Origin of the sequence: Bacillus sp. FSL K6-1003, assembly GCF_037964945.1 — a bacterium.
Classification (GTDB): Bacteria; Bacillota; Bacilli; order Bacillales; family Bacillaceae; genus Bacillus; species Bacillus mojavensis.
Genome location: NZ_CP150176.1, coordinates 445680 through 462473 on the forward strand (window position 1 = coordinate 445680; position 16794 = coordinate 462473).

A 16794-nucleotide genomic window follows, 5' to 3' on the forward strand; every position below is an offset into this window, starting at 1 on the left:
AAGCGGGGCTCTTTTTTTTATAGGATCAGCGTGCCGGCTGCTGTTCGGCAGGGCGCTGAGGTTTCTTTAATGTGAAGGATAGAAGTAAGCCGGCAAGCGCGATGCAGGCTGCCACGATAAAAGCGGCGTTCATGCCGTGCAGAGCGGCGTGTTTCACATTTGTGGTTCCGGCATGTGCCGCCTGGTTGCTCATCACGGATACAAGGAGAGCAGTCCCGATGGAGCCGCCGACTTGGCGAACCGTATTGTTCATGGCTGTTCCGTGCGGAATCAAGTGGCGCGGCAGCGCATTGATTCCGGCTGTTGTCACAGGCATCATAATCATCGCTGTCCCTAAGAGACGAACGGTATATAAAACGACAATCCAAGCCAGTGACGTATGATCAGTCAGCTGCATAAACGGCAGTGACGTCAGGAAGATGATGCAGAAACCTGCAATCGCCAAGCCTCTTCCGCCGACACGGTCAAAAATTCTTCCGATAATCGGGGACATGAAGCCCATCACAATGGCTCCCGGCAAAAGCATGAGCCCTGTATCAAAGGCTGTGACGTTTCGGACGTTTTGTGTGTACAGCGGGAGGATGGTTTCCGTACCAATTAATAAAGCAAAGACAAGTGTTCCCAGCAGGGTTGTTAAGCTGAAGATACCAAACGTAAATACGCGGAATTCCAGCATCGGTTTTTCAAGCTTCATCTGTCTTGTAATAAATAAGAGCAGCGCAATCACACCTACAAGCAGTGAAACCAGAACCGTTGAGCTGGTCCATCCGTAAGAGCCGACGCTTGAGAAGCCATACAGCAGCCCGCCAAATCCAAGGGTCGACAGGATAACTGATAAAATATCAATCTGTGTTTTTCTTAATGTCGTCACGTTTTTCATAAGAATGATAGCGAGAAGCAAATCGATCACCGCAAACGGAAGAATGATATAAAACAATGATCTCCATGAGAAAGCTTCTACTGCCCATCCTGAAAGAGTCGGTCCGATCGCAGGCGCGAAGGAGATGACCAATCCGACCATACCCATAGCCTGGCCGCGCTTTTCAATCGGAAAGATCGTTAAAAATACTGTCTGCATGAGCGGCATCATAATGCCGGCTCCGGCCGCCTGAATGATACGGGCCGCCAGCAGAACCGGAAAGTTCGGGGCAAACGTGCCAACGATTGTTCCGGCAGTGAAAATACTCATCGCCGTAATGAGAAGCGTACGGCTCGTGAATTTTTCAATTAAAAAAGCGGTAATCGGAATTAAGATACCGTTCGTTAACATAAATGAAGTCGTCAGCCATTGGGCTTGGTTTGCATCTATATGAAAATCCCTCATGATATGGGGGAGAGCGGTAATTAACAGTGTCTGGTTCAAAATGGCGACAAACGCCCCGGCTAACAAAATGCCGACAATGACAGAACGGTTAAACGGTTTTTTTTCAATACTTGTGTCCAATAAGATCCCTTCTTTTCTTTAAGTAATTAACAGTGTTTTTAACATAGAAATAGGCTGTGTTAAAACACCGGTTTGTTCCAGATAGCCAATCAGTGATTTCAGTAAAAAGGCGCGGGGCTCTTCCTTTTTTGCTTCCTCTTCCAGCATGGCTGCAGCGGATGCCAGCTCATCGATGTCATAATCCGCGGCGGGCAGGGAAGAGATGCCTTTATGTAATTCTTTCAGGCTTTCTGATAACAGGAGTGATTTATCCTTTGGCTGGTAGGAGGACGCCGATTGGATATAGAGCTCGATGGTCTCAGGCGGAAGCAGGGACTGCCGCGTTTCTCTGTTTTTGATAATCTGATTGAGGGTGCTGATGATAAACGCTGCGATCGGGTCAAGGTCAAGCGGTTTTTCCTCTATTTTGATCAGCATTAAAAATTCCCGCATCATGCCGTGAAGAATGATGACCAAATCCCATACAAAAGGGAGGATGGCTTCTCCATAGGCCTGAATCAGCGAATCCCGGTGCCAGCAGATAATCGTCGATCTGGTCTGATGGATATGCTGTTTTACACGGTCATTGTGCAGCTTGGGGTTTCCGTAGCTCAGCATATTAAAAAACTGCTGATTCCGCCTGAATCCTTCCAGCTCCATTTTGACCTTTTGAATCAAACGCTCCTCCGGTGTCAGCGCGGTATTTTCCTGCAGTCTTGATGCCGCGGCCACCATCTGCTTTTGGTTAAACGTCAGCAGCTCCAAAAGCAAATCTTCCTTGGATTGAAACAGCTTATATATAGAAGCTTTTGACATCTTACATTCTTCCGCGATTGCCTGCATGGAAACCGACGTAAAATCCTTTTCAGAAAAAAGCTTCCGCGCGGCTAACAAGATTTCTGTTTTTTTATCAAGCATCTCATGGCTTCCTTCTTTCTTGAACAATAGAAAACCCATTGGTTCACAGAAAACCAATGAGTAACATTGATAAAATTTTACCAAATAAACAAAATGAAAGTCAATGGATTTTATCCGGACAAATAAAAAGGCCTGCCGGAATTCCGACAGGCTGTGGTGAGGCTTATTTTTCAACTTTAAACCCTTGTTTTTCGAGCATTTCACGAATATGCGGATAGTACAGGCGCTCATAGTATGAGGCGATCCCTTGTGACCAGTTTCGTGTTTCTTTTCCGTTGGTCCGGTTTTTCATGTATTCGGCCATTTGTTCATCATATGACTGAATGTGTGATGTCAGCTCGTCCTGCTGCAAATACGTTTCTTTATGATAAACCGCTGCCTTTGGAAGACGGGGTTTTTTCGCTGAACGATCAGCAGGATGGCCGATGACAAGACCCGATACAGGGAACACGTATTTTGGAAGCTGAAGCAGCTCGATCAGTTCATTTGGGTTTCCCCGAACTGCGCCGATCGGAACAGTGCCAAGCCCGAGTGATTCAGCTGCTGCTGTCGCTGTGCCAAGAGCGATGCCGGCATCTACAGCGCCGACAAGAACGGATTCTAAACCGTTTGTGATTTCCATGTTGAAGTCATGCAGATCTTCAAGCGCAATTTTTGCCCGGTTGAAGTCTGCGCAGAAAAGCAAGAAAACCGGAGCTTGGTCAATCCAAGGCTGTCCGCCCGCCAGTTCGGAGATTTTCTTTTTCCGCTCTTTATCCTGAATCGCGATGACAGTCACTTGCTGCCCGTTGATAGAAGTAGGGGCTGATTGCACCGCTTGTATAATATGGTCTAGCTGCTCTTCTGACACCGGCTCATCCGTATAGCTGCGGATGGAGCGGTGATCTGTTAATGATTTGATTACTTCGTTCATGTGAGACATCCTTTCCTTACTCGCTGAGTTCTGTGCGGACAACATCAAGAGGAGCGCTCAGCAGTTCTTTGCCTTTTGCTACAAATCCTTGGAAATGCGCAGTTTCATTGTGGGATTTCATCGCCGCTTCATCTTTCCATTGTTCAAGCATCACAAATGTATTTTCTTCGCCTACTTTTTCAAAAAGGTCGTATTGGGCGTTGCCTTCCTCAGCTCTTGAATGTTGAACCAGCGATTGTGCCTCGCTCAAAAATTCTTCGCGTTTCTCGGGTTTTACTTTGATATAAGCTTGTAATACGATCATGTAAATCTCCTCCATTTGTCTTTTAAATTATTGTTCGAATTTGATCGAACTAAATGTACCATGTAATCAAAATCAGGTAAAGGAAAAACCCTCAAATAGTAAAATTGTCATTCTATTTGTTGTGTGATACATTTGTGTCATGAACATTCCAAACCATCCAGAAACAGAAACGTTGCAGCTGACTAAGGTTCTTCACGCACTGAGTGATCCGCTTCGTTTAGAGCTGGTGAAGCAATTGGCCGAAGCAAAAGAGAAAACATGCGGCACCTGTGCTGATGTACAGGTTGCAAAGTCGACCTTGTCCCACCATTTTAAAGTATTAAGAGAATCGGGCATCGCTCAAGTACGCATAGAAGGAAAGCGCCGTTATTATTCGCTTCGCACAGAAGATCTGGAAAGGGCATTCCCGGGCCTGCTTAAAGCAGTGTTGAACGTGGACCAGGAGCGCTGGTAAAAAATCCCCTGAACAGGGGATTTTTTTATGTCCCATAAACAGCGCGGCGAAGTCTTCGCACACCTTCCTGAATGTCCTCTTCCCTCAGCCGTGCAAAGCCGATGATGAGCGCGGGTTTGTCCGGCTGCGGACGGCTTTCTTTTAAGCGGAACCGGCTCATCCCGAAGATTTCAAGCTGCTGGGCGGCGGCATGCGCGAGTATCTCTTGTTCCGTGCGGCAGGTGTAAAATTCGGTGACGAAATGCAGTCCCGCATTTGCCCCTTTTACCGTGATCTCTCCTCTAAACTCTGATTCTAATGCGCTGATGAGGCGTTCTCTCTTTTCTTTATAATGCTGCTTCATTTTTTTTATATGCTTCTGATATTCTCCAGACTCAATAAATTCCTGCAAGGCGATCTGTGTAAGCGACGAGCAGGTCTGCAGGTCATAACCCCGCTTTTTGTAACCCCGTAACAGCTCCGGCGGCAGCACCATGTAGCTGATCCGCAATCCGGGGAGAAGTGATTTTGAAAAGGTGCCCATATAGATGACATTTTGAAAGCGGTCGAGGCTTTGGAGCGCCGGGATACTGTCTACGTCATATTTAAACTCGCTGTCATAATCATCCTCAATAATATAGCGGCTCGGTTGCTCCGCTGCCCAGTTCAGCAGCTGAATTCTCCGGGATACAGGCATAATCGCTCCGGCCGGGAATTGATGCGAAGGGGTAGTGATTAATACATCTGGGTTCTGTCTGATGATTTCAGAAATGGAAATCCCTTTTTCATCAAGCATAATCGTCTTCACCTGTTTTCCGGTATGTTGCAAAAGCTGGTACATTCGCCTGTAACCAGGCTCCTCCATCGCATACACCGCATCCTGAGGCAAAAGCTCCGTCAGCAGCTGCATCAGCACCTGAGTGCCCGCCCCGATGACGATTTGTTCAGGCCGGCATTTCACCCCCCGCGTCAGAGAGATGAGCCTTGTAATGGCGGCTCTTACTTCATATATGCCTTGCGGATGAGACATGTCGCCGAGCGTGCGGTATGAGCGGGCAGCCGCTTTTTGCTCACAGCGAAACCAGCTTTTCATTGGAAAATGATCTGTATCGGCACTCATATGTGAAAATGATATCCAATCGCTTTGATCGATATGAACCTCTTTCAGGTCATCCGGCAGTGAAGATGAGGGCTGTTCCTCAGAGGAAAATGTGTCCAGGTGTTCCACGAAAAAACCCTTTCTTTCTTCAGCGTACAAATACCCTTCCGCGAGCAGCTGCTGATAGGCTGAATTCACAGAGTTTACGCTGACCTTCAGCTTTTCAGCCAGCTCACGTTTGGAGGGAACCTTCGAGTGGGGCAGCAGATTACGGCTGAGGATTTCGTTTTTTAGTTTTTGATAAATCTGCTGATAGATATAATCGGCTTTTTCTGAGCGATCGAGAGTGATTGTGATGTCCATTGCGGTGTCTCCTTCTGATACCATTAAAAAGTTATAATTGGTACTTTTCATCATACCAAAAAGAAGTCAGAATGATAAGAAAACAATGACAGTGGGGGGATTCACATGAGTCAAACAACCGCATCAACTTTCACTACCGCAGAGTGGCAGCAAAAACGGGACCAATTTGTTTCTAAGGGCGTGAGCAACGGAAACCGCAGCCTGGCGGTAAAAGGAGAGGGAGCAGAGCTGTATGATTTGGACGGCCGAAGATTTATTGATTTTGCTGGCGCCATTGGAACTTTAAACGTCGGACACTCGCATCCTAAGGTGGTAGAAGCTGTGAAGCGGCAGGCGGAGGAGCTGATCCATCCGGGCTTTAACGTCATGATGTATCCGTCTTATATTGAATTAGCTGAAAAGCTTTGCGGCATTGCGCCGGGCACTCATGAGAAAAAAGCGATTTTCCTCAACTCTGGAGCGGAAGCGGTGGAAAACGCAGTGAAGATCGCCAGAAAGTATACCAAGCGCCAAGGCGTTGTCTCGTTTACACGCGGGTTCCACGGACGCACGAATATGACAATGAGCATGACAAGCAAGGTGAAGCCGTACAAATTCGGTTTTGGTCCATTTGCATCAGAGGTATACCAGGCGCCGTTTCCATATTATTATCAGAAGCCTGCCGGACTGAGTGACGATGCATATGACGATATGGTCATTCAAGCGTTCAATGACTTCTTTATCGCAGCTGTTGCTCCTGAAACGGTAGCCTGTGTTGTGATGGAGCCGGTGCAGGGAGAAGGCGGATTCATTATTCCTTCTAAACGGTTTGTGCAGCATGTTGCTTCCTTCTGTAAAGAACACGGCATCGTCTTGGTAGCCGATGAAATTCAAACCGGATTTGCCAGAACGGGTACTTATTTCGCGATCGAGCATTTTGGTGTCGTCCCAGATCTGATCACGGTTTCGAAGTCTCTTGCGGCTGGTCTGCCGTTAAGCGGTGTGATTGGACGCGCGGAAATGCTTGATGCGGCGGCGCCCGGAGAGCTCGGCGGCACGTATGCGGGAAGTCCGCTTGGGTGCGCGGCGGCATTGGCTGTTTTGGATATTATTGAAGAAGAAGGATTGAATAAACGTTCTGAGGAAATCGGCAGGATCATTGAAGAAAAAGCGCTTGAATGGAAAACCGAATACCCGTTTATCGGTGACATCCGCAGACTTGGGGCGATGGCAGCAATCGAGATCGTCAAAGACCTTGAAACACGTGAACCTGATAAAGCGAAAGCGGCAGCGATCGCAGCGTACGCGAATCAAAACGGGTTGCTGCTGCTGACAGCCGGAATCAACGGCAATATCATCCGCTTCCTGACGCCGCTGGTTATTTCAGATGATCTTCTGAATGAAGGGCTCCACATTGTGGAAGCAGGTCTGCGAGCTTAATCATTGGAAAGAATACGCACGGGTCTGCTATCATTTTAAGTAAATCCAAGATAGAAAGGAATGTTCAATATGCCAGATCAATTAACGGTCTACAACCCGGCTACAGGCGAGGCAATCAAAACGATTCCTCAGCAATCAGCCAAAGAAGTAGAAGAAGCCATTGAACGTTCACATCAAGCGTTTAAATCATGGTCTAAAACATCAGCGAACGAAAGAGCGTCTCTGTTGAAAAAGTGGTATGAGCTAATCGTTGAACATAAAGAAGAACTCGCAGATTTAATTACGAAGGAAAACGGAAAACCGTACCAGGAAGCTGTCGGCGAGGTACTGTACGGCGCTGGTTATATCGAGTGGTTCGCAGAGGAAGCGAAGCGTGTGTATGGAAGAACCGTTCCGGCTCCGACAACCGGAAAACGAATTGTCGTAACGCGCCAAGCCGTTGGCCCAGTTGCCGCGATTACGCCATGGAATTTTCCAAATGCGATGATTACACGTAAAGCGGCGCCTGCTCTTGCTGCCGGCTGTACGTTTATCATCAAGCCGGCGCCTGATACACCGCTGTCAGCCTATGAACTTGCACGCCTCGCGTACGAAGCGGGTATCCCAAAAGACGTGCTTCAGGTTGTCACCGGTGATGGCGAGAAGATCGGAAACGTATTTACAAGCAGTCCGAAAATCCGCAAAATCACCTTTACAGGATCAACACCTGTAGGGAAAATCCTGATGAAAAACAGCGCGGATACTGTGAAACACGTATCCATGGAGCTCGGCGGACATGCCCCGCTGATTGTGGATGAAGATGCAAACATTGATCTTGCTGTTGAACAGGCAATGGTGTCCAAATACCGAAACGCGGGTCAGACTTGCGTATGCGCCAACCGGCTCATTGTCCATGAATCCATCAAAGATGAATTTGCTGCGAAACTGAGCGAGCAAGTATCGAAGCTGAAGGTTGGAAACGGACTTGAGGAAGGCGTTAACGTCGGTCCGATTATCAACAAAAGGGGCTTTGAAAAAATCGTCAGCCAAATTGATGATGCGGTTGAAAAAGGAGCGAAGGTTGTTGTTGGGGGCACTTATGAACGAAACGATGATAAAGAATGCTACTTTGTCAATCCGACAGTGCTCGCTGACGTCGATACGTCCATGAATATCATGCACGAGGAAACCTTTGGCCCTGTTGCGCCAATCGTCACTTTTACAGATATTGATGAAGCCATTGAGCTCGCTAACGATACACCGTACGGACTGGCTGCTTATTTCTTCACAGAAAACTACCGTCGCGGCATTTATATTTCCGAGAACCTTGAATACGGAATTATCGGCTGGAATGACGGAGGGCCGTCCGCGGTTCAAGCTCCGTTCGGCGGAATGAAAGAAAGCGGAATCGGCCGTGAAGGCGGTTCAGAAGGTATTGAACCATATCTCGAAACAAAATATATGTCCATCGGTTTATAAACGAAATGATATGCTCCTAAAGAGGTGCCGGAAAATCCGGCACCTCTTTTTGTGTTTCAGCGAATAAACACATCAATTCCAGCCAAAATAACAGCAAATACATTTTGAAAGAAGGTTCCCCAACAATGGATTTATTACTGGCTCTTCTCCCTGCTTTGTTTTGGGGGAGCATTGTTCTCTTCAATGTTAAATTAGGCGGCGGGCCTTACAGCCAAACATTGGGAACGACGATCGGGGCGTTAATTGTTTCTATCGTTATTTATTTGTTTGTCCAACCCGTCCTGTCCATGCGCATTTTTATCGTTGGAATTATATCCGGCTTATTTTGGTCACTTGGGCAGAGCAACCAGCTCAAAAGCATTCAGTTAATGGGTGTGTCCAAAACGATGCCGATTTCTACGGGGATGCAGCTTGTTTCCACCTCACTGTTCGGTGTCATCGTTTTCCGAGAGTGGTCAACACCGATTGCGATTACACTTGGAATCCTCGCTCTTATCTTTATTATTGTCGGTATCGTTCTCACGTCATTAGAAGATAAGAAAGACAAAAAAGATGGAGAGCCGAGCAACTTAAAAAAGGGCATTTTAATCCTTCTGGTCTCGACACTGGGCTATTTGATTTATGTTGTTGTCGCCAGGTTGTTCAATGTATCTGGATGGTCCGCCCTGTTGCCGCAGGCGATCGGGATGGTTATTGGAGGGGTCATACTAACCTATAAGCACAAGCCCTTCAATAAGTATGCCATCAGAAATATTCTCCCGGGCTTAATCTGGGCAGGGGGAAATATGTTTTTGTTTATTTCTCAGCCGAAAGTCGGCGTTGCCACAAGCTTTTCTCTTTCTCAAATGGGAATTGTCATCTCGACGCTTGGCGGTATTTTCATCCTGCGTGAAAAGAAATCAAAACGCCAGCTGATTGCGATTGCGATCGGGATTGCACTGATTATTGTGGCTGCCGTATTCTTAGGAATCGCCAAAACGAATTCATAACAATTAAGGAGGATGGATATGTATCCGGATTTAAAAGGAAAAGTCGTCGCTATTACAGGAGCTGCTTCAGGACTAGGAAAGGCAATGGCCATTCGCTTCGGCAAAGAGCAGGCAAAAGTTGTAATCAACTACTACAGTAACAAGCAGGATCCAAACGAGGTAAAAGAAGAGGTCATCAAGGCGGGCGGTGAAGCCATTGTTGTCCAAGGAGACGTAACGAAAGAAGAAGATGTAAAAAACATCGTCCAAACAGCGATTAAAGAGTTTGGCACACTCGATATTATGATTAATAATGCCGGTCTTGAAAACCCTGTACCGTCTCATGAAATGCCGCTCAAGGATTGGGAAAAAGTCATCAGCACGAACTTAACAGGCGCCTTTTTAGGAAGCCGTGAAGCGATAAAATATTTTGTTGAAAATGATATCAAAGGAAGCGTCATTAATATGTCGAGCGTCCATGAAGTGATTCCTTGGCCATTATTTGTTCACTATGCGGCAAGTAAAGGCGGAATCAAGCTGATGACGGAAACATTGGCACTGGAATATGCGCCGAAAGGCATTCGTGTCAACAATATCGGGCCTGGCGCGATCAACACGCCAATCAATGCTGAAAAATTTGCTGATCCTAAGCAGAGAGCAGATGTAGAAAGCATGATTCCGATGGGATATATCGGTGAACCGGAGGAAATTGCGGCAGTGGCAGCCTGGCTTGCTTCGAAGGAAGCCAGCTACGTCACAGGCATTACGTTATTTGCGGACGGCGGTATGACACAATACCCTTCCTTCCAAGCAGGACGCGGATAAATCAAAAAAAGCGATCCAGAACTCATCTGGATCGCTTTTTCTTTAGGTGCGCTTTTTCTTTACAAGAGCTGCAACAGATAAAATAATAGCGGCTGCAGACAGCACAATTGCTGTTATATCAAGAGCCGATGAACCTGAGTCTGCAGGAGCAGAATCATCTTTCGTTTGAGTGGCGCCGTGCTCGTCTGTTACTTCTTTGGATGTAGTGATTTTTGTAATGGCATGAGGCGTTTCCGCATCTTCATCGCCTGTCCATTCAACAATGCTGCCGTCTTTGTAATATTGATAAGCATCCCAAGCGGCTTCATCCGCTTTATCAGGGTTTTTGGCAACAAAGGTAAACTGCTGGAACTGGCCTTCCTGAATGCCCCCGCCAGTGGCTTCCCACGTCACGGACACTGATTTGTCGTCGTGTTTTGCAGTAGACACCTTCCAGCCCGGAACCGGTTCGTATTGCTGGAACTCAACATTCTTAGGCATTTTTAAAACAACCTTTGTTGTCGGCTGATTTTTTTCGGAAGGAACCTTCATTGTGTAGGTCTCCCATGAGCCTGCGGCTGATTCAGCCGGTTTTACAGACACGTGCGCGCTGGCAGGCGCCGTAAAGAATAAAAGAGAGCCGATAACAGCTGGACATAGTGTAAATGCGATTTTTTTAAACAATTCAAACACTCCTTAATTTGTCTTTGTAAACATGATATTGATTTCGTTAAAGTCGCCGGTCAGTCCGTGGACTTTGATCTTCCAGTTTCCCTTTTCATTAATAGACAGGTTTTCAGTCTGGAAGATACCATCTGTTTTTTCTTTTAACTGAAACGTGCTTTTGTTTTTACTGCCGGACAGTCCCGTTTTATAAACGGTCAAGGTGATTTGCTGAATGTTTTTTGCTGGGTCTCCGTTATGATCAGTAACCCTGAGTTCAAACACGTTTTTGCCGGGCTGGTTCGGGCTGATGCTGAGAGACACACTTTGCCCGTTTTCAATCGCTTTGGTTTGATAAAACGGTTCCGGTGCAGGCTCAGGCGGACTTGGCAGACTTGTAAATACGGCGGCTGTGATCAGGACAGCGATGCCGATTGCCCATTCCGCTTTTAGCGTGCGGGTGATTTTGGACCCCTTCCGTTTTCTGGTGAGCAGAAAATGAATACCGCCCAGAATCAGCATTAAAACAAACAGTCCGCTTTTGACTAACAAGGCTTGGCCGTACGCCGTATGGAAAAGTGAATCCATTGACCGGATGATGAAAAATCCATTGAGCAAGCCCGAGAACAAAATGACACCGACTGCAGTGAGCGCCCATGGAGAGAACCGTTTTACCGTCTCCCATGCAAGCGTCTTGTCCTGCTGTCTCCACTCCTGTGACAGCAGGAAAACGATGGCCGCTATTCCGCCGACCCAGATAGAGGCGGAGGATAAATGTAGGAAATCCATCAGGATACCGACCGTTTTTTCTTCTACAACAGCGGCATGTCCGGTAAACGCTTTGGCAAGCAGAAGACCGAAAAAGAAAATGAGCGGCGCTGTCCAATATGCGAAGGACGCAAAACGCTTTTTGCGTAACACTGGGATGGCAGAAAGGACAAGCAGTACGTACAGCACGGCTTGAATCATCCAAATTGTGCCTCCCGCGGTTTCAAACAGTGTTTCTTTCATATACCCCGGCTGAAAGGCGTTGGCCCAGCCGCCCCCTGTATTCGCTTTTGTCTGTAACGGTAGCTGAAGCAGGAGCGCCAGTCCCAGCACAGTGACTGAGATGACAAGCAAACGCTTCGTCCGTTTGGCGAGTTTTTTTCCGTCCCCTTTATACCAGAAGAGATGGAAGAAAACGGTCCCGATAAACAGAGAAAAGGCTGTATACAGAATGGCACGGTCTGCAGCTGTTCCCGGATTAAGCGCTGAGCTTGATGTTTTCTGGCTGCTGAACCCTCCTTCCGCTTTGCCGATGCTGAACGGAATGACGCCGGAAACAGGGTGCCCGTCTGCTGAAACGGCATTCCATTCCGCTCTGTACACGTCATGAGGCAGATTTTTTTTCAGCTTCACGGTCATGATGTGGTTGTTGTCTTTTTTGATTTCTGTTTTGTCCGTATCCACCCGGTCACCGTCTGAATTATAGACTTTAATGTAGTGAAAGCCTTCTTCAACAGGTTCATTAAATTCAATTTCCACCTGTGCGGGAGCGCTTTTTAATTCACTGTTTTCTCCGGGTGAAGATTTGACAATATAGGCGTGAGCAAAGCTTGTTTTCGGCAGGAAAACAAGAAAAAGCAGAAGGAAGATCCACCATCTGTTTCGTTGCATTACTCAGACACCACCTTCCGCTAGTTATGTTGTGTTATTTCTTGGTGCATGTGCAGCGTTTTTTTCTGTCCCGTAGCATGTCTTCCAGCGCTTGACCGAAGGTGCGGACGGCTCCGCCAAAGCCTTTTTGAAACCGTTCAGCATGGTCAAGAGTCGCAAACGGTATGGCCTGCGGCTGGCAGCAGTGCAAATTTAATTCGGCGTTTACAACAAAATAAGCCGAAGCGGCACTGACCGTAGTTTGTAACAGAAAGTCTCTGCAAATCAAATGTGAAACCTCTTCCGTTTTATCTGCATACCGCAAAAACGCGCAATGTGCGCAGCACAGCTGTTCAATGTCTTGTGTCACCGTGATCAGCTGGACCGAATAAGCTTGATTCGCTGGCTTCAGGCAATAGCTGCACATGTGATCAGTCTGAGGCGCACGGACTGGGAGTGTGATGCCGCCGGCTGTTTTTATCACCTGGTTTGATTGGACAAGCTGATTCACATCTCTATATACCGTCATTTCTGACACACCGAACCGTTGACTGATATCAGAAATTCTTAGGGCGCCTTCTTCTTTCAGCCACTCAAGTATGTGCTGCTGTCTATTAATCGGAAGCATTCATACATCCCCTTCATTAAGATCTTCTTAAGCGTAGAGGATTTCAGAGACTGAGACAAGTATGCTGATGATAAAAAATGTGAAAATGTGTTGAACAGTAACAAAACGAAACAGAGTGGTCTCTGGTATAATGGACATATGAATGGAGAGTGAAATACTATATGAAAGAAACTGTATGCCCGAACTGCGGCAAACCTTTGACAGGCGATATGGTCAGATCGTCAAATGTCCCGTGCCAATTTCGCTGCGGACACTGCCGGGAACGGCTTTATGAATATAAAGTATCAGCACCGATTATGCTGGTATCATTAGCAGTCATCGTGCTGCTCATTTATCTGATGCTGCTCCTTCGCAATGCGGCAGGCTCATTGATTCCGGCCGTTCAGCATGTGCCGATGGCTGTTTTTGCACTTGTGTGCGCCTATCCCGTTTTTATTGTGAGTGAGCGGATGATCGCAAAGTACGTAATTCAAAACGGAAACATTATTTATAGAGGAAAGAGAAAAGGCTCCTGAAACCAGGAGTCTTTTTATTTTTAAAAAATTGTCACACCCATGTGCCAAAGTCCTCTTTACTTTCAATTGTATAGGGGCTGTAAGCGTTTTAATATAGAGTCAAAGGGAAGCATCATTCTCTGACATTATCATTCTTTTAGCGACAAACAAAACAGGGAGGGTTTATATATGCAGCAAGAACAGCAGCAAGGCGGCATGAAAGTGAAAGTTCAGCGCTTCGGCAGTTATTTAAGCGGAATGATCATGCCGAATATCGGCGCGTTTATCGCTTGGGGCATCATTACCGCGCTGTTTATTCCGGCGGGATGGTTTCCGAATGAACAGCTGAATACACTTGTCAGCCCGATGATTACGTATTTACTGCCGCTTTTGATAGCGTATACAGGCGGAAAAATGATTTACGACCACCGCGGCGGAGTCGTCGGAGCGACAGCGGCGATCGGTGTGATTGTCGGATCGGATATTCCAATGTTTTTAGGTGCAATGATAATGGGGCCGCTTGGCGGATACCTCATTAAACAGATTGATAAATTGTTCAAGGATAAAGTCAAACAAGGCTTTGAAATGCTGATCAACAACTTTACGGCAGGGATAGTCGGCGCGGCTTTGACGATTCTCGCGTTTTACGCCATCGGTCCGGTTGTCCTAACGTTAAACAAATTGCTGGCAGCTGGTGTGGAAGTCATTGTACACGCTAATTTGCTGCCTATTGCAAGCGTTTTCGTAGAGCCGGCGAAAGTGTTGTTCCTAAACAACGCCATTAACCATGGAATCTTAAGCCCAATCGGAATCGAGCAGGCAGCCCAAACGGGAAAATCGATTCTGTTCTTAGTAGAAGCAAACCCTGGACCAGGACTCGGCATTTTACTCGCGTACATGTTCTTTGGCAAAGGATCTTCAAAATCAACGGCTCCTGGAGCAGCAATCATTCACTTCTTCGGGGGGATTCACGAAATTTACTTCCCGTATATTTTGATGAAACCGGCCTTGATTCTGGCAGCGATTGCGGGCGGAGCAAGCGGACTCCTAACGTTTAAGATCTTTAATGCCGGACTTGTCGCGGCAGCGTCACCGGGAAGCATTATCGCATTGATGGCAATGACACCAAGAGGAGGCTATTTCGGCGTATTGGCGGGTGTATTGGTCGCTGCAGCTGTATCGTTCATCGTTTCAGCAGTGATCCTGAAATCCTCAAAAGCAAGTGAAGAAGACCTGGCTGCCGCAACAGAAAAAATGCAGTCCATGAAGGGGAAGAAAAGCCAAGCAGCAGCTGCTTTAGAGGCGGAACAAGCCAAAGCAGAGGAAGCGTCTGAGCTGTCTCCTGAAAGCGTGAACAAAATTATCTTTGCGTGTGATGCGGGAATGGGATCAAGTGCGATGGGGGCATCCATCTTAAGAAACAAAGTGAAAAAAGCGGAGCTTGACATCAGTGTGACCAACACGGCCATTAACAATCTGCCAAGCGACGCGGATATTGTTATCACCCACAAAGATTTAACAGACCGCGCGAAAGCAAAGCTGCCGAATGCGACGCACATCTCAGTGGATAACTTCTTAAACAGCCCGAAATACGACGAGCTGATTGAAAAGCTTAAAAAGTAATCTCATAGAAAGAGAGTGATATTCATGCAAGTACTCGCAAAAGAAAACATCAAACTCAATCAAACGGTATCATCAAAAGAAGAGGCCATCAAATTGGCAGGCCAGACGCTGATTGACAACGGCTACGTGACAGAGGATTACATTAGCAAAATGTTTGAACGTGAAGAAACGTCTTCTACCTTCATGGGGAATTTTATTGCCATTCCCCACGGCACAGAAGATGCGAAAAGCGAGGTGCTTCACTCAGGAATTTCTATCATTCAAATTCCTGGCGGAGTAGAGTATGGAGAAGGAAACATAGCTAAAGTCGTATTCGGCATTGCCGGAAAAAATAACGAGCATTTAGACATTTTGTCAAACATCGCCATCATCTGCTCAGAAGAAGAAAACATTGAACGCCTGATTTCTGCGAAAAGCGAAGAAGATTTGATCGCGATTTTCAACGAGGTGAACTAGCATGATTGCCTTACATTTCGGTGCGGGAAATATCGGGAGGGGCTTTATCGGTGCGCTGCTTCACCACTCCGGCTATGAAGTGGTGTTTGCGGATGTAAATGACACGATGGTCGGCCTCCTTAATGAAAAACGGGCATACACTGTTGAACTCGCAGAAGAAGGGCGTTCGTCAGAGGTGATCGGCCCGGTCAGCGCCATCAACAGCGGCAGCCAGCCGGAGGAGCTGTATCGGCTGATCAATGAGGCGGCGCTCATCACGACGGCAGTCGGCCCGAATGTGTTAAAGCTGATTGCTCCGTCCATCGCAGAAGGCTTAAGACGGAGAACCTGTGCTGACACACTGAACATCATTGCCTGTGAAAATATGATTGGCGGAAGCAGCTTCTTAAAAAAAGAAGTATACAGCCACTTAACAGAGGCGGAACAGGAGGCTGTCGGCAAAACTGTCGGATTCCCGAATTCCGCGGTTGACCGGATTGTGCCGATTCAGCATCATGAAGATCCGCTCAAAGTGTCGGTTGAGCCGTTCTTTGAATGGGTCATCGATGAATCAGGCTTTATCGGGGAAACACCGGCAATAAAAGGGGCGCTGTTTGTTGATGATTTAACGCCGTACATCGAACGAAAGCTGTTTACCGTAAATACCGGCCATGCTGTAACGGCCTATGTCGGCTATCAGCGCGGATTAAAAACGATAAAAGAAGCGATCGATCACCCGGAGATCCGCCGTGTTGTTCACTCGGCTCTGCTTGAAACCGGTGATTATCTCATCAAAACGTACGGTTTTAAGCAGTCAGAGCACGAGCAATATATTAAAAAAATCATCGGCCGCTTTGAAAATGAATTTATTACTGACGATGTGACCCGTGTGGCGAGATCGCCGCTCAGAAAGCTTGGAGAAAATGACAGACTTGTAGGTCCGGCGAAGAAAATCAAAGCGCCGAATGCACTGGCTGAAGGCATTGCGGCGGCGCTGCGATTCGACTTTGCCGGTGATCCGGAAGCGGTCGAGCTCCAAGCGCTGATCGCGGAAAAAGGATACAGCGGAGTGCTTCACGAGGTGTGCGGTATCCCGTCCCATGAACCGCTCCATGCCATCGTTTTAAAAAAACTGAATCAATAACTGACCCGTGACAGCACGTCACGGGCTTTTTTTGCCATCTCGTAATCTAGTATAATAGAAAACGCTT

At 47.1% G+C, this 16794-nt stretch carries 16 protein-coding genes and 1 pseudogene; 9 read left to right on the forward strand and 8 right to left on the reverse strand.

Features of this window, described 5'->3' with window-relative positions; translation table 11 throughout:
* Nucleotides 1-25: 25 nt before the first annotated feature.
* The 4 genes from NSU16_RS02260 to NSU16_RS02275 form a co-directional block, all read right to left on the reverse strand.
* Entirely contained in the window at nucleotides 26-1444 is a 1419-nt protein-coding gene (locus NSU16_RS02260; RefSeq protein ID WP_010333029.1) for an MDR family MFS transporter, read from the reverse strand.
* Between the two features lie 18 nt (nucleotides 1445-1462).
* On the reverse strand, nucleotides 1463-2341 hold the full coding sequence (locus tag NSU16_RS02265; protein WP_339191955.1) for a helix-turn-helix domain-containing protein: 879 nt from the start codon (nucleotides 2339-2341) through the stop codon (nucleotides 1463-1465).
* Between the two features lie 163 nt (nucleotides 2342-2504).
* Nucleotides 2505-3254 (reverse strand): NADPH-dependent oxidoreductase, encoded by a 750-nt coding sequence (locus NSU16_RS02270; RefSeq protein ID WP_010333031.1) that lies wholly within the window; start codon nucleotides 3252-3254, stop codon nucleotides 2505-2507.
* Nucleotides 3255-3270: 16 nt separating this feature from the next.
* On the reverse strand, nucleotides 3271-3558 hold the full coding sequence (locus tag NSU16_RS02275) for a putative quinol monooxygenase (protein ID WP_003225015.1): 288 nt from the start codon (nucleotides 3556-3558) through the stop codon (nucleotides 3271-3273).
* A gap of 139 nt (nucleotides 3559-3697) precedes the next feature.
* Here NSU16_RS02275 and NSU16_RS02280 point away from each other — a divergent pair, with 139 nt between their 5' ends.
* Nucleotides 3698-4012 carry a metalloregulator ArsR/SmtB family transcription factor gene (locus tag NSU16_RS02280; RefSeq protein WP_010333032.1) on the forward strand — a complete coding sequence of 105 codons (315 nt, stop codon included), beginning with the start codon at nucleotides 3698-3700 and terminating at the stop codon, nucleotides 4010-4012.
* A gap of 3 nt (nucleotides 4013-4015) precedes the next feature.
* Here NSU16_RS02280 and NSU16_RS02285 read toward each other — a convergent pair.
* A pseudogene (locus NSU16_RS02285) lies at nucleotides 4016-5453 on the reverse strand (PLP-dependent aminotransferase family protein); the annotation flags it as partial.
* A 105-nt stretch (nucleotides 5454-5558) separates the two neighbouring features.
* Here NSU16_RS02285 and gabT point away from each other — a divergent pair.
* From gabT to gdh, 4 genes are all read left to right on the forward strand, one after another.
* A complete protein-coding gene (gene gabT / locus NSU16_RS02290) occupies nucleotides 5559-6872 on the forward strand; it encodes a 4-aminobutyrate--2-oxoglutarate transaminase (protein ID WP_339191956.1) in 1314 nt (437 codons plus the stop codon).
* Nucleotides 6873-6941: 69 nt separating this feature from the next.
* A complete protein-coding gene (gene gabD, locus NSU16_RS02295; protein WP_339191957.1) occupies nucleotides 6942-8330 on the forward strand; it encodes a succinate-semialdehyde dehydrogenase in 1389 nt (462 codons plus the stop codon).
* Between the two features lie 125 nt (nucleotides 8331-8455).
* The gene (glcU, locus tag NSU16_RS02300; RefSeq protein ID WP_010333036.1) at nucleotides 8456-9319 is read left to right on the forward strand and encodes a glucose uptake protein GlcU; all 864 of its coding nucleotides are present in this window, start codon (nucleotides 8456-8458) and stop codon (nucleotides 9317-9319) included.
* Nucleotides 9320-9337: 18 nt separating this feature from the next.
* Nucleotides 9338-10123 carry a glucose 1-dehydrogenase gene (gdh, locus tag NSU16_RS02305; protein ID WP_010333037.1) on the forward strand — a complete coding sequence of 262 codons (786 nt, stop codon included), beginning with the start codon at nucleotides 9338-9340 and terminating at the stop codon, nucleotides 10121-10123.
* 42 nt (nucleotides 10124-10165) lie between these two features.
* On the opposite strand, the gene NSU16_RS02310 is transcribed toward gdh, so the two are convergent.
* From NSU16_RS02310 to ycnK, 3 genes are read right to left on the reverse strand one after another with little or no spacing between them, the layout of a single operon-like run.
* The gene (locus tag NSU16_RS02310; RefSeq protein ID WP_339191958.1) at nucleotides 10166-10786 is read right to left on the reverse strand and encodes a DUF1775 domain-containing protein; all 621 of its coding nucleotides are present in this window, start codon (nucleotides 10784-10786) and stop codon (nucleotides 10166-10168) included.
* A gap of 12 nt (nucleotides 10787-10798) precedes the next feature.
* On the reverse strand, nucleotides 10799-12424 hold the full coding sequence (locus NSU16_RS02315; protein WP_326333777.1) for a copper resistance CopC/CopD family protein: 1626 nt from the start codon (nucleotides 12422-12424) through the stop codon (nucleotides 10799-10801).
* 34 nt (nucleotides 12425-12458) lie between these two features.
* Nucleotides 12459-13031 carry a copper uptake transcriptional regulator YcnK gene (gene ycnK, locus NSU16_RS02320; protein ID WP_326217678.1) on the reverse strand — a complete coding sequence of 191 codons (573 nt, stop codon included), beginning with the start codon at nucleotides 13029-13031 and terminating at the stop codon, nucleotides 12459-12461.
* Between the two features lie 161 nt (nucleotides 13032-13192).
* On the opposite strand from ycnK, the gene NSU16_RS02325 reads away from it, so the two are divergent.
* From NSU16_RS02325 to NSU16_RS02340, 4 genes are all read left to right on the forward strand, one after another.
* On the forward strand, nucleotides 13193-13546 hold the full coding sequence (locus NSU16_RS02325) for a hypothetical protein (RefSeq protein WP_010333041.1): 354 nt from the start codon (nucleotides 13193-13195) through the stop codon (nucleotides 13544-13546).
* A gap of 168 nt (nucleotides 13547-13714) precedes the next feature.
* Entirely contained in the window at nucleotides 13715-15148 is a 1434-nt protein-coding gene (locus tag NSU16_RS02330; protein WP_339191959.1) for a PTS mannitol transporter subunit IICB, read from the forward strand.
* Nucleotides 15149-15172: 24 nt separating this feature from the next.
* Nucleotides 15173-15604 carry a PTS sugar transporter subunit IIA gene (locus NSU16_RS02335; protein ID WP_168746943.1) on the forward strand — a complete coding sequence of 144 codons (432 nt, stop codon included), beginning with the start codon at nucleotides 15173-15175 and terminating at the stop codon, nucleotides 15602-15604.
* A gap of 1 nt (nucleotide 15605) precedes the next feature.
* Nucleotides 15606-16727, forward strand: a complete 1122-nt coding sequence (locus NSU16_RS02340) for a mannitol-1-phosphate 5-dehydrogenase (protein WP_010333044.1) — start codon at nucleotides 15606-15608, stop codon at nucleotides 16725-16727.
* Nucleotides 16728-16794: the final 67 nt, after the last annotated feature.

Coding starts and splice junctions, on each gene's coding strand:
- NSU16_RS02270 (WP_010333031.1), bottom strand. CDS start 3,254: ATGAACGAAGTAATCAAATCATTAACAGATCACCGCTCCATCCGCAGC.
- NSU16_RS02265 (WP_339191955.1), bottom strand. CDS start 2,341: ATGCTTGATAAAAAAACAGAAATCTTGTTAGCCGCGCGGAAGCTTTTT.
- NSU16_RS02330 (WP_339191959.1), top strand. CDS start 13,715: ATGCAGCAAGAACAGCAGCAAGGCGGCATGAAAGTGAAAGTTCAGCGC.
- NSU16_RS02315 (WP_326333777.1), bottom strand. CDS start 12,424: ATGCAACGAAACAGATGGTGGATCTTCCTTCTGCTTTTTCTTGTTTTC.
- NSU16_RS02280 (WP_010333032.1), top strand. CDS start 3,698: ATGAACATTCCAAACCATCCAGAAACAGAAACGTTGCAGCTGACTAAG.
- glcU (WP_010333036.1), top strand. CDS start 8,456: ATGGATTTATTACTGGCTCTTCTCCCTGCTTTGTTTTGGGGGAGCATT.
- NSU16_RS02335 (WP_168746943.1), top strand. CDS start 15,173: ATGCAAGTACTCGCAAAAGAAAACATCAAACTCAATCAAACGGTATCA.
- gdh (WP_010333037.1), top strand. CDS start 9,338: ATGTATCCGGATTTAAAAGGAAAAGTCGTCGCTATTACAGGAGCTGCT.
- NSU16_RS02325 (WP_010333041.1), top strand. CDS start 13,193: ATGAAAGAAACTGTATGCCCGAACTGCGGCAAACCTTTGACAGGCGAT.
- NSU16_RS02340 (WP_010333044.1), top strand. CDS start 15,606: ATGATTGCCTTACATTTCGGTGCGGGAAATATCGGGAGGGGCTTTATC.
- NSU16_RS02275 (WP_003225015.1), bottom strand. CDS start 3,558: ATGATCGTATTACAAGCTTATATCAAAGTAAAACCCGAGAAACGCGAA.
- gabD (WP_339191957.1), top strand. CDS start 6,942: ATGCCAGATCAATTAACGGTCTACAACCCGGCTACAGGCGAGGCAATC.
- gabT (WP_339191956.1), top strand. CDS start 5,559: ATGAGTCAAACAACCGCATCAACTTTCACTACCGCAGAGTGGCAGCAA.
- ycnK (WP_326217678.1), bottom strand. CDS start 13,031: ATGCTTCCGATTAATAGACAGCAGCACATACTTGAGTGGCTGAAAGAA.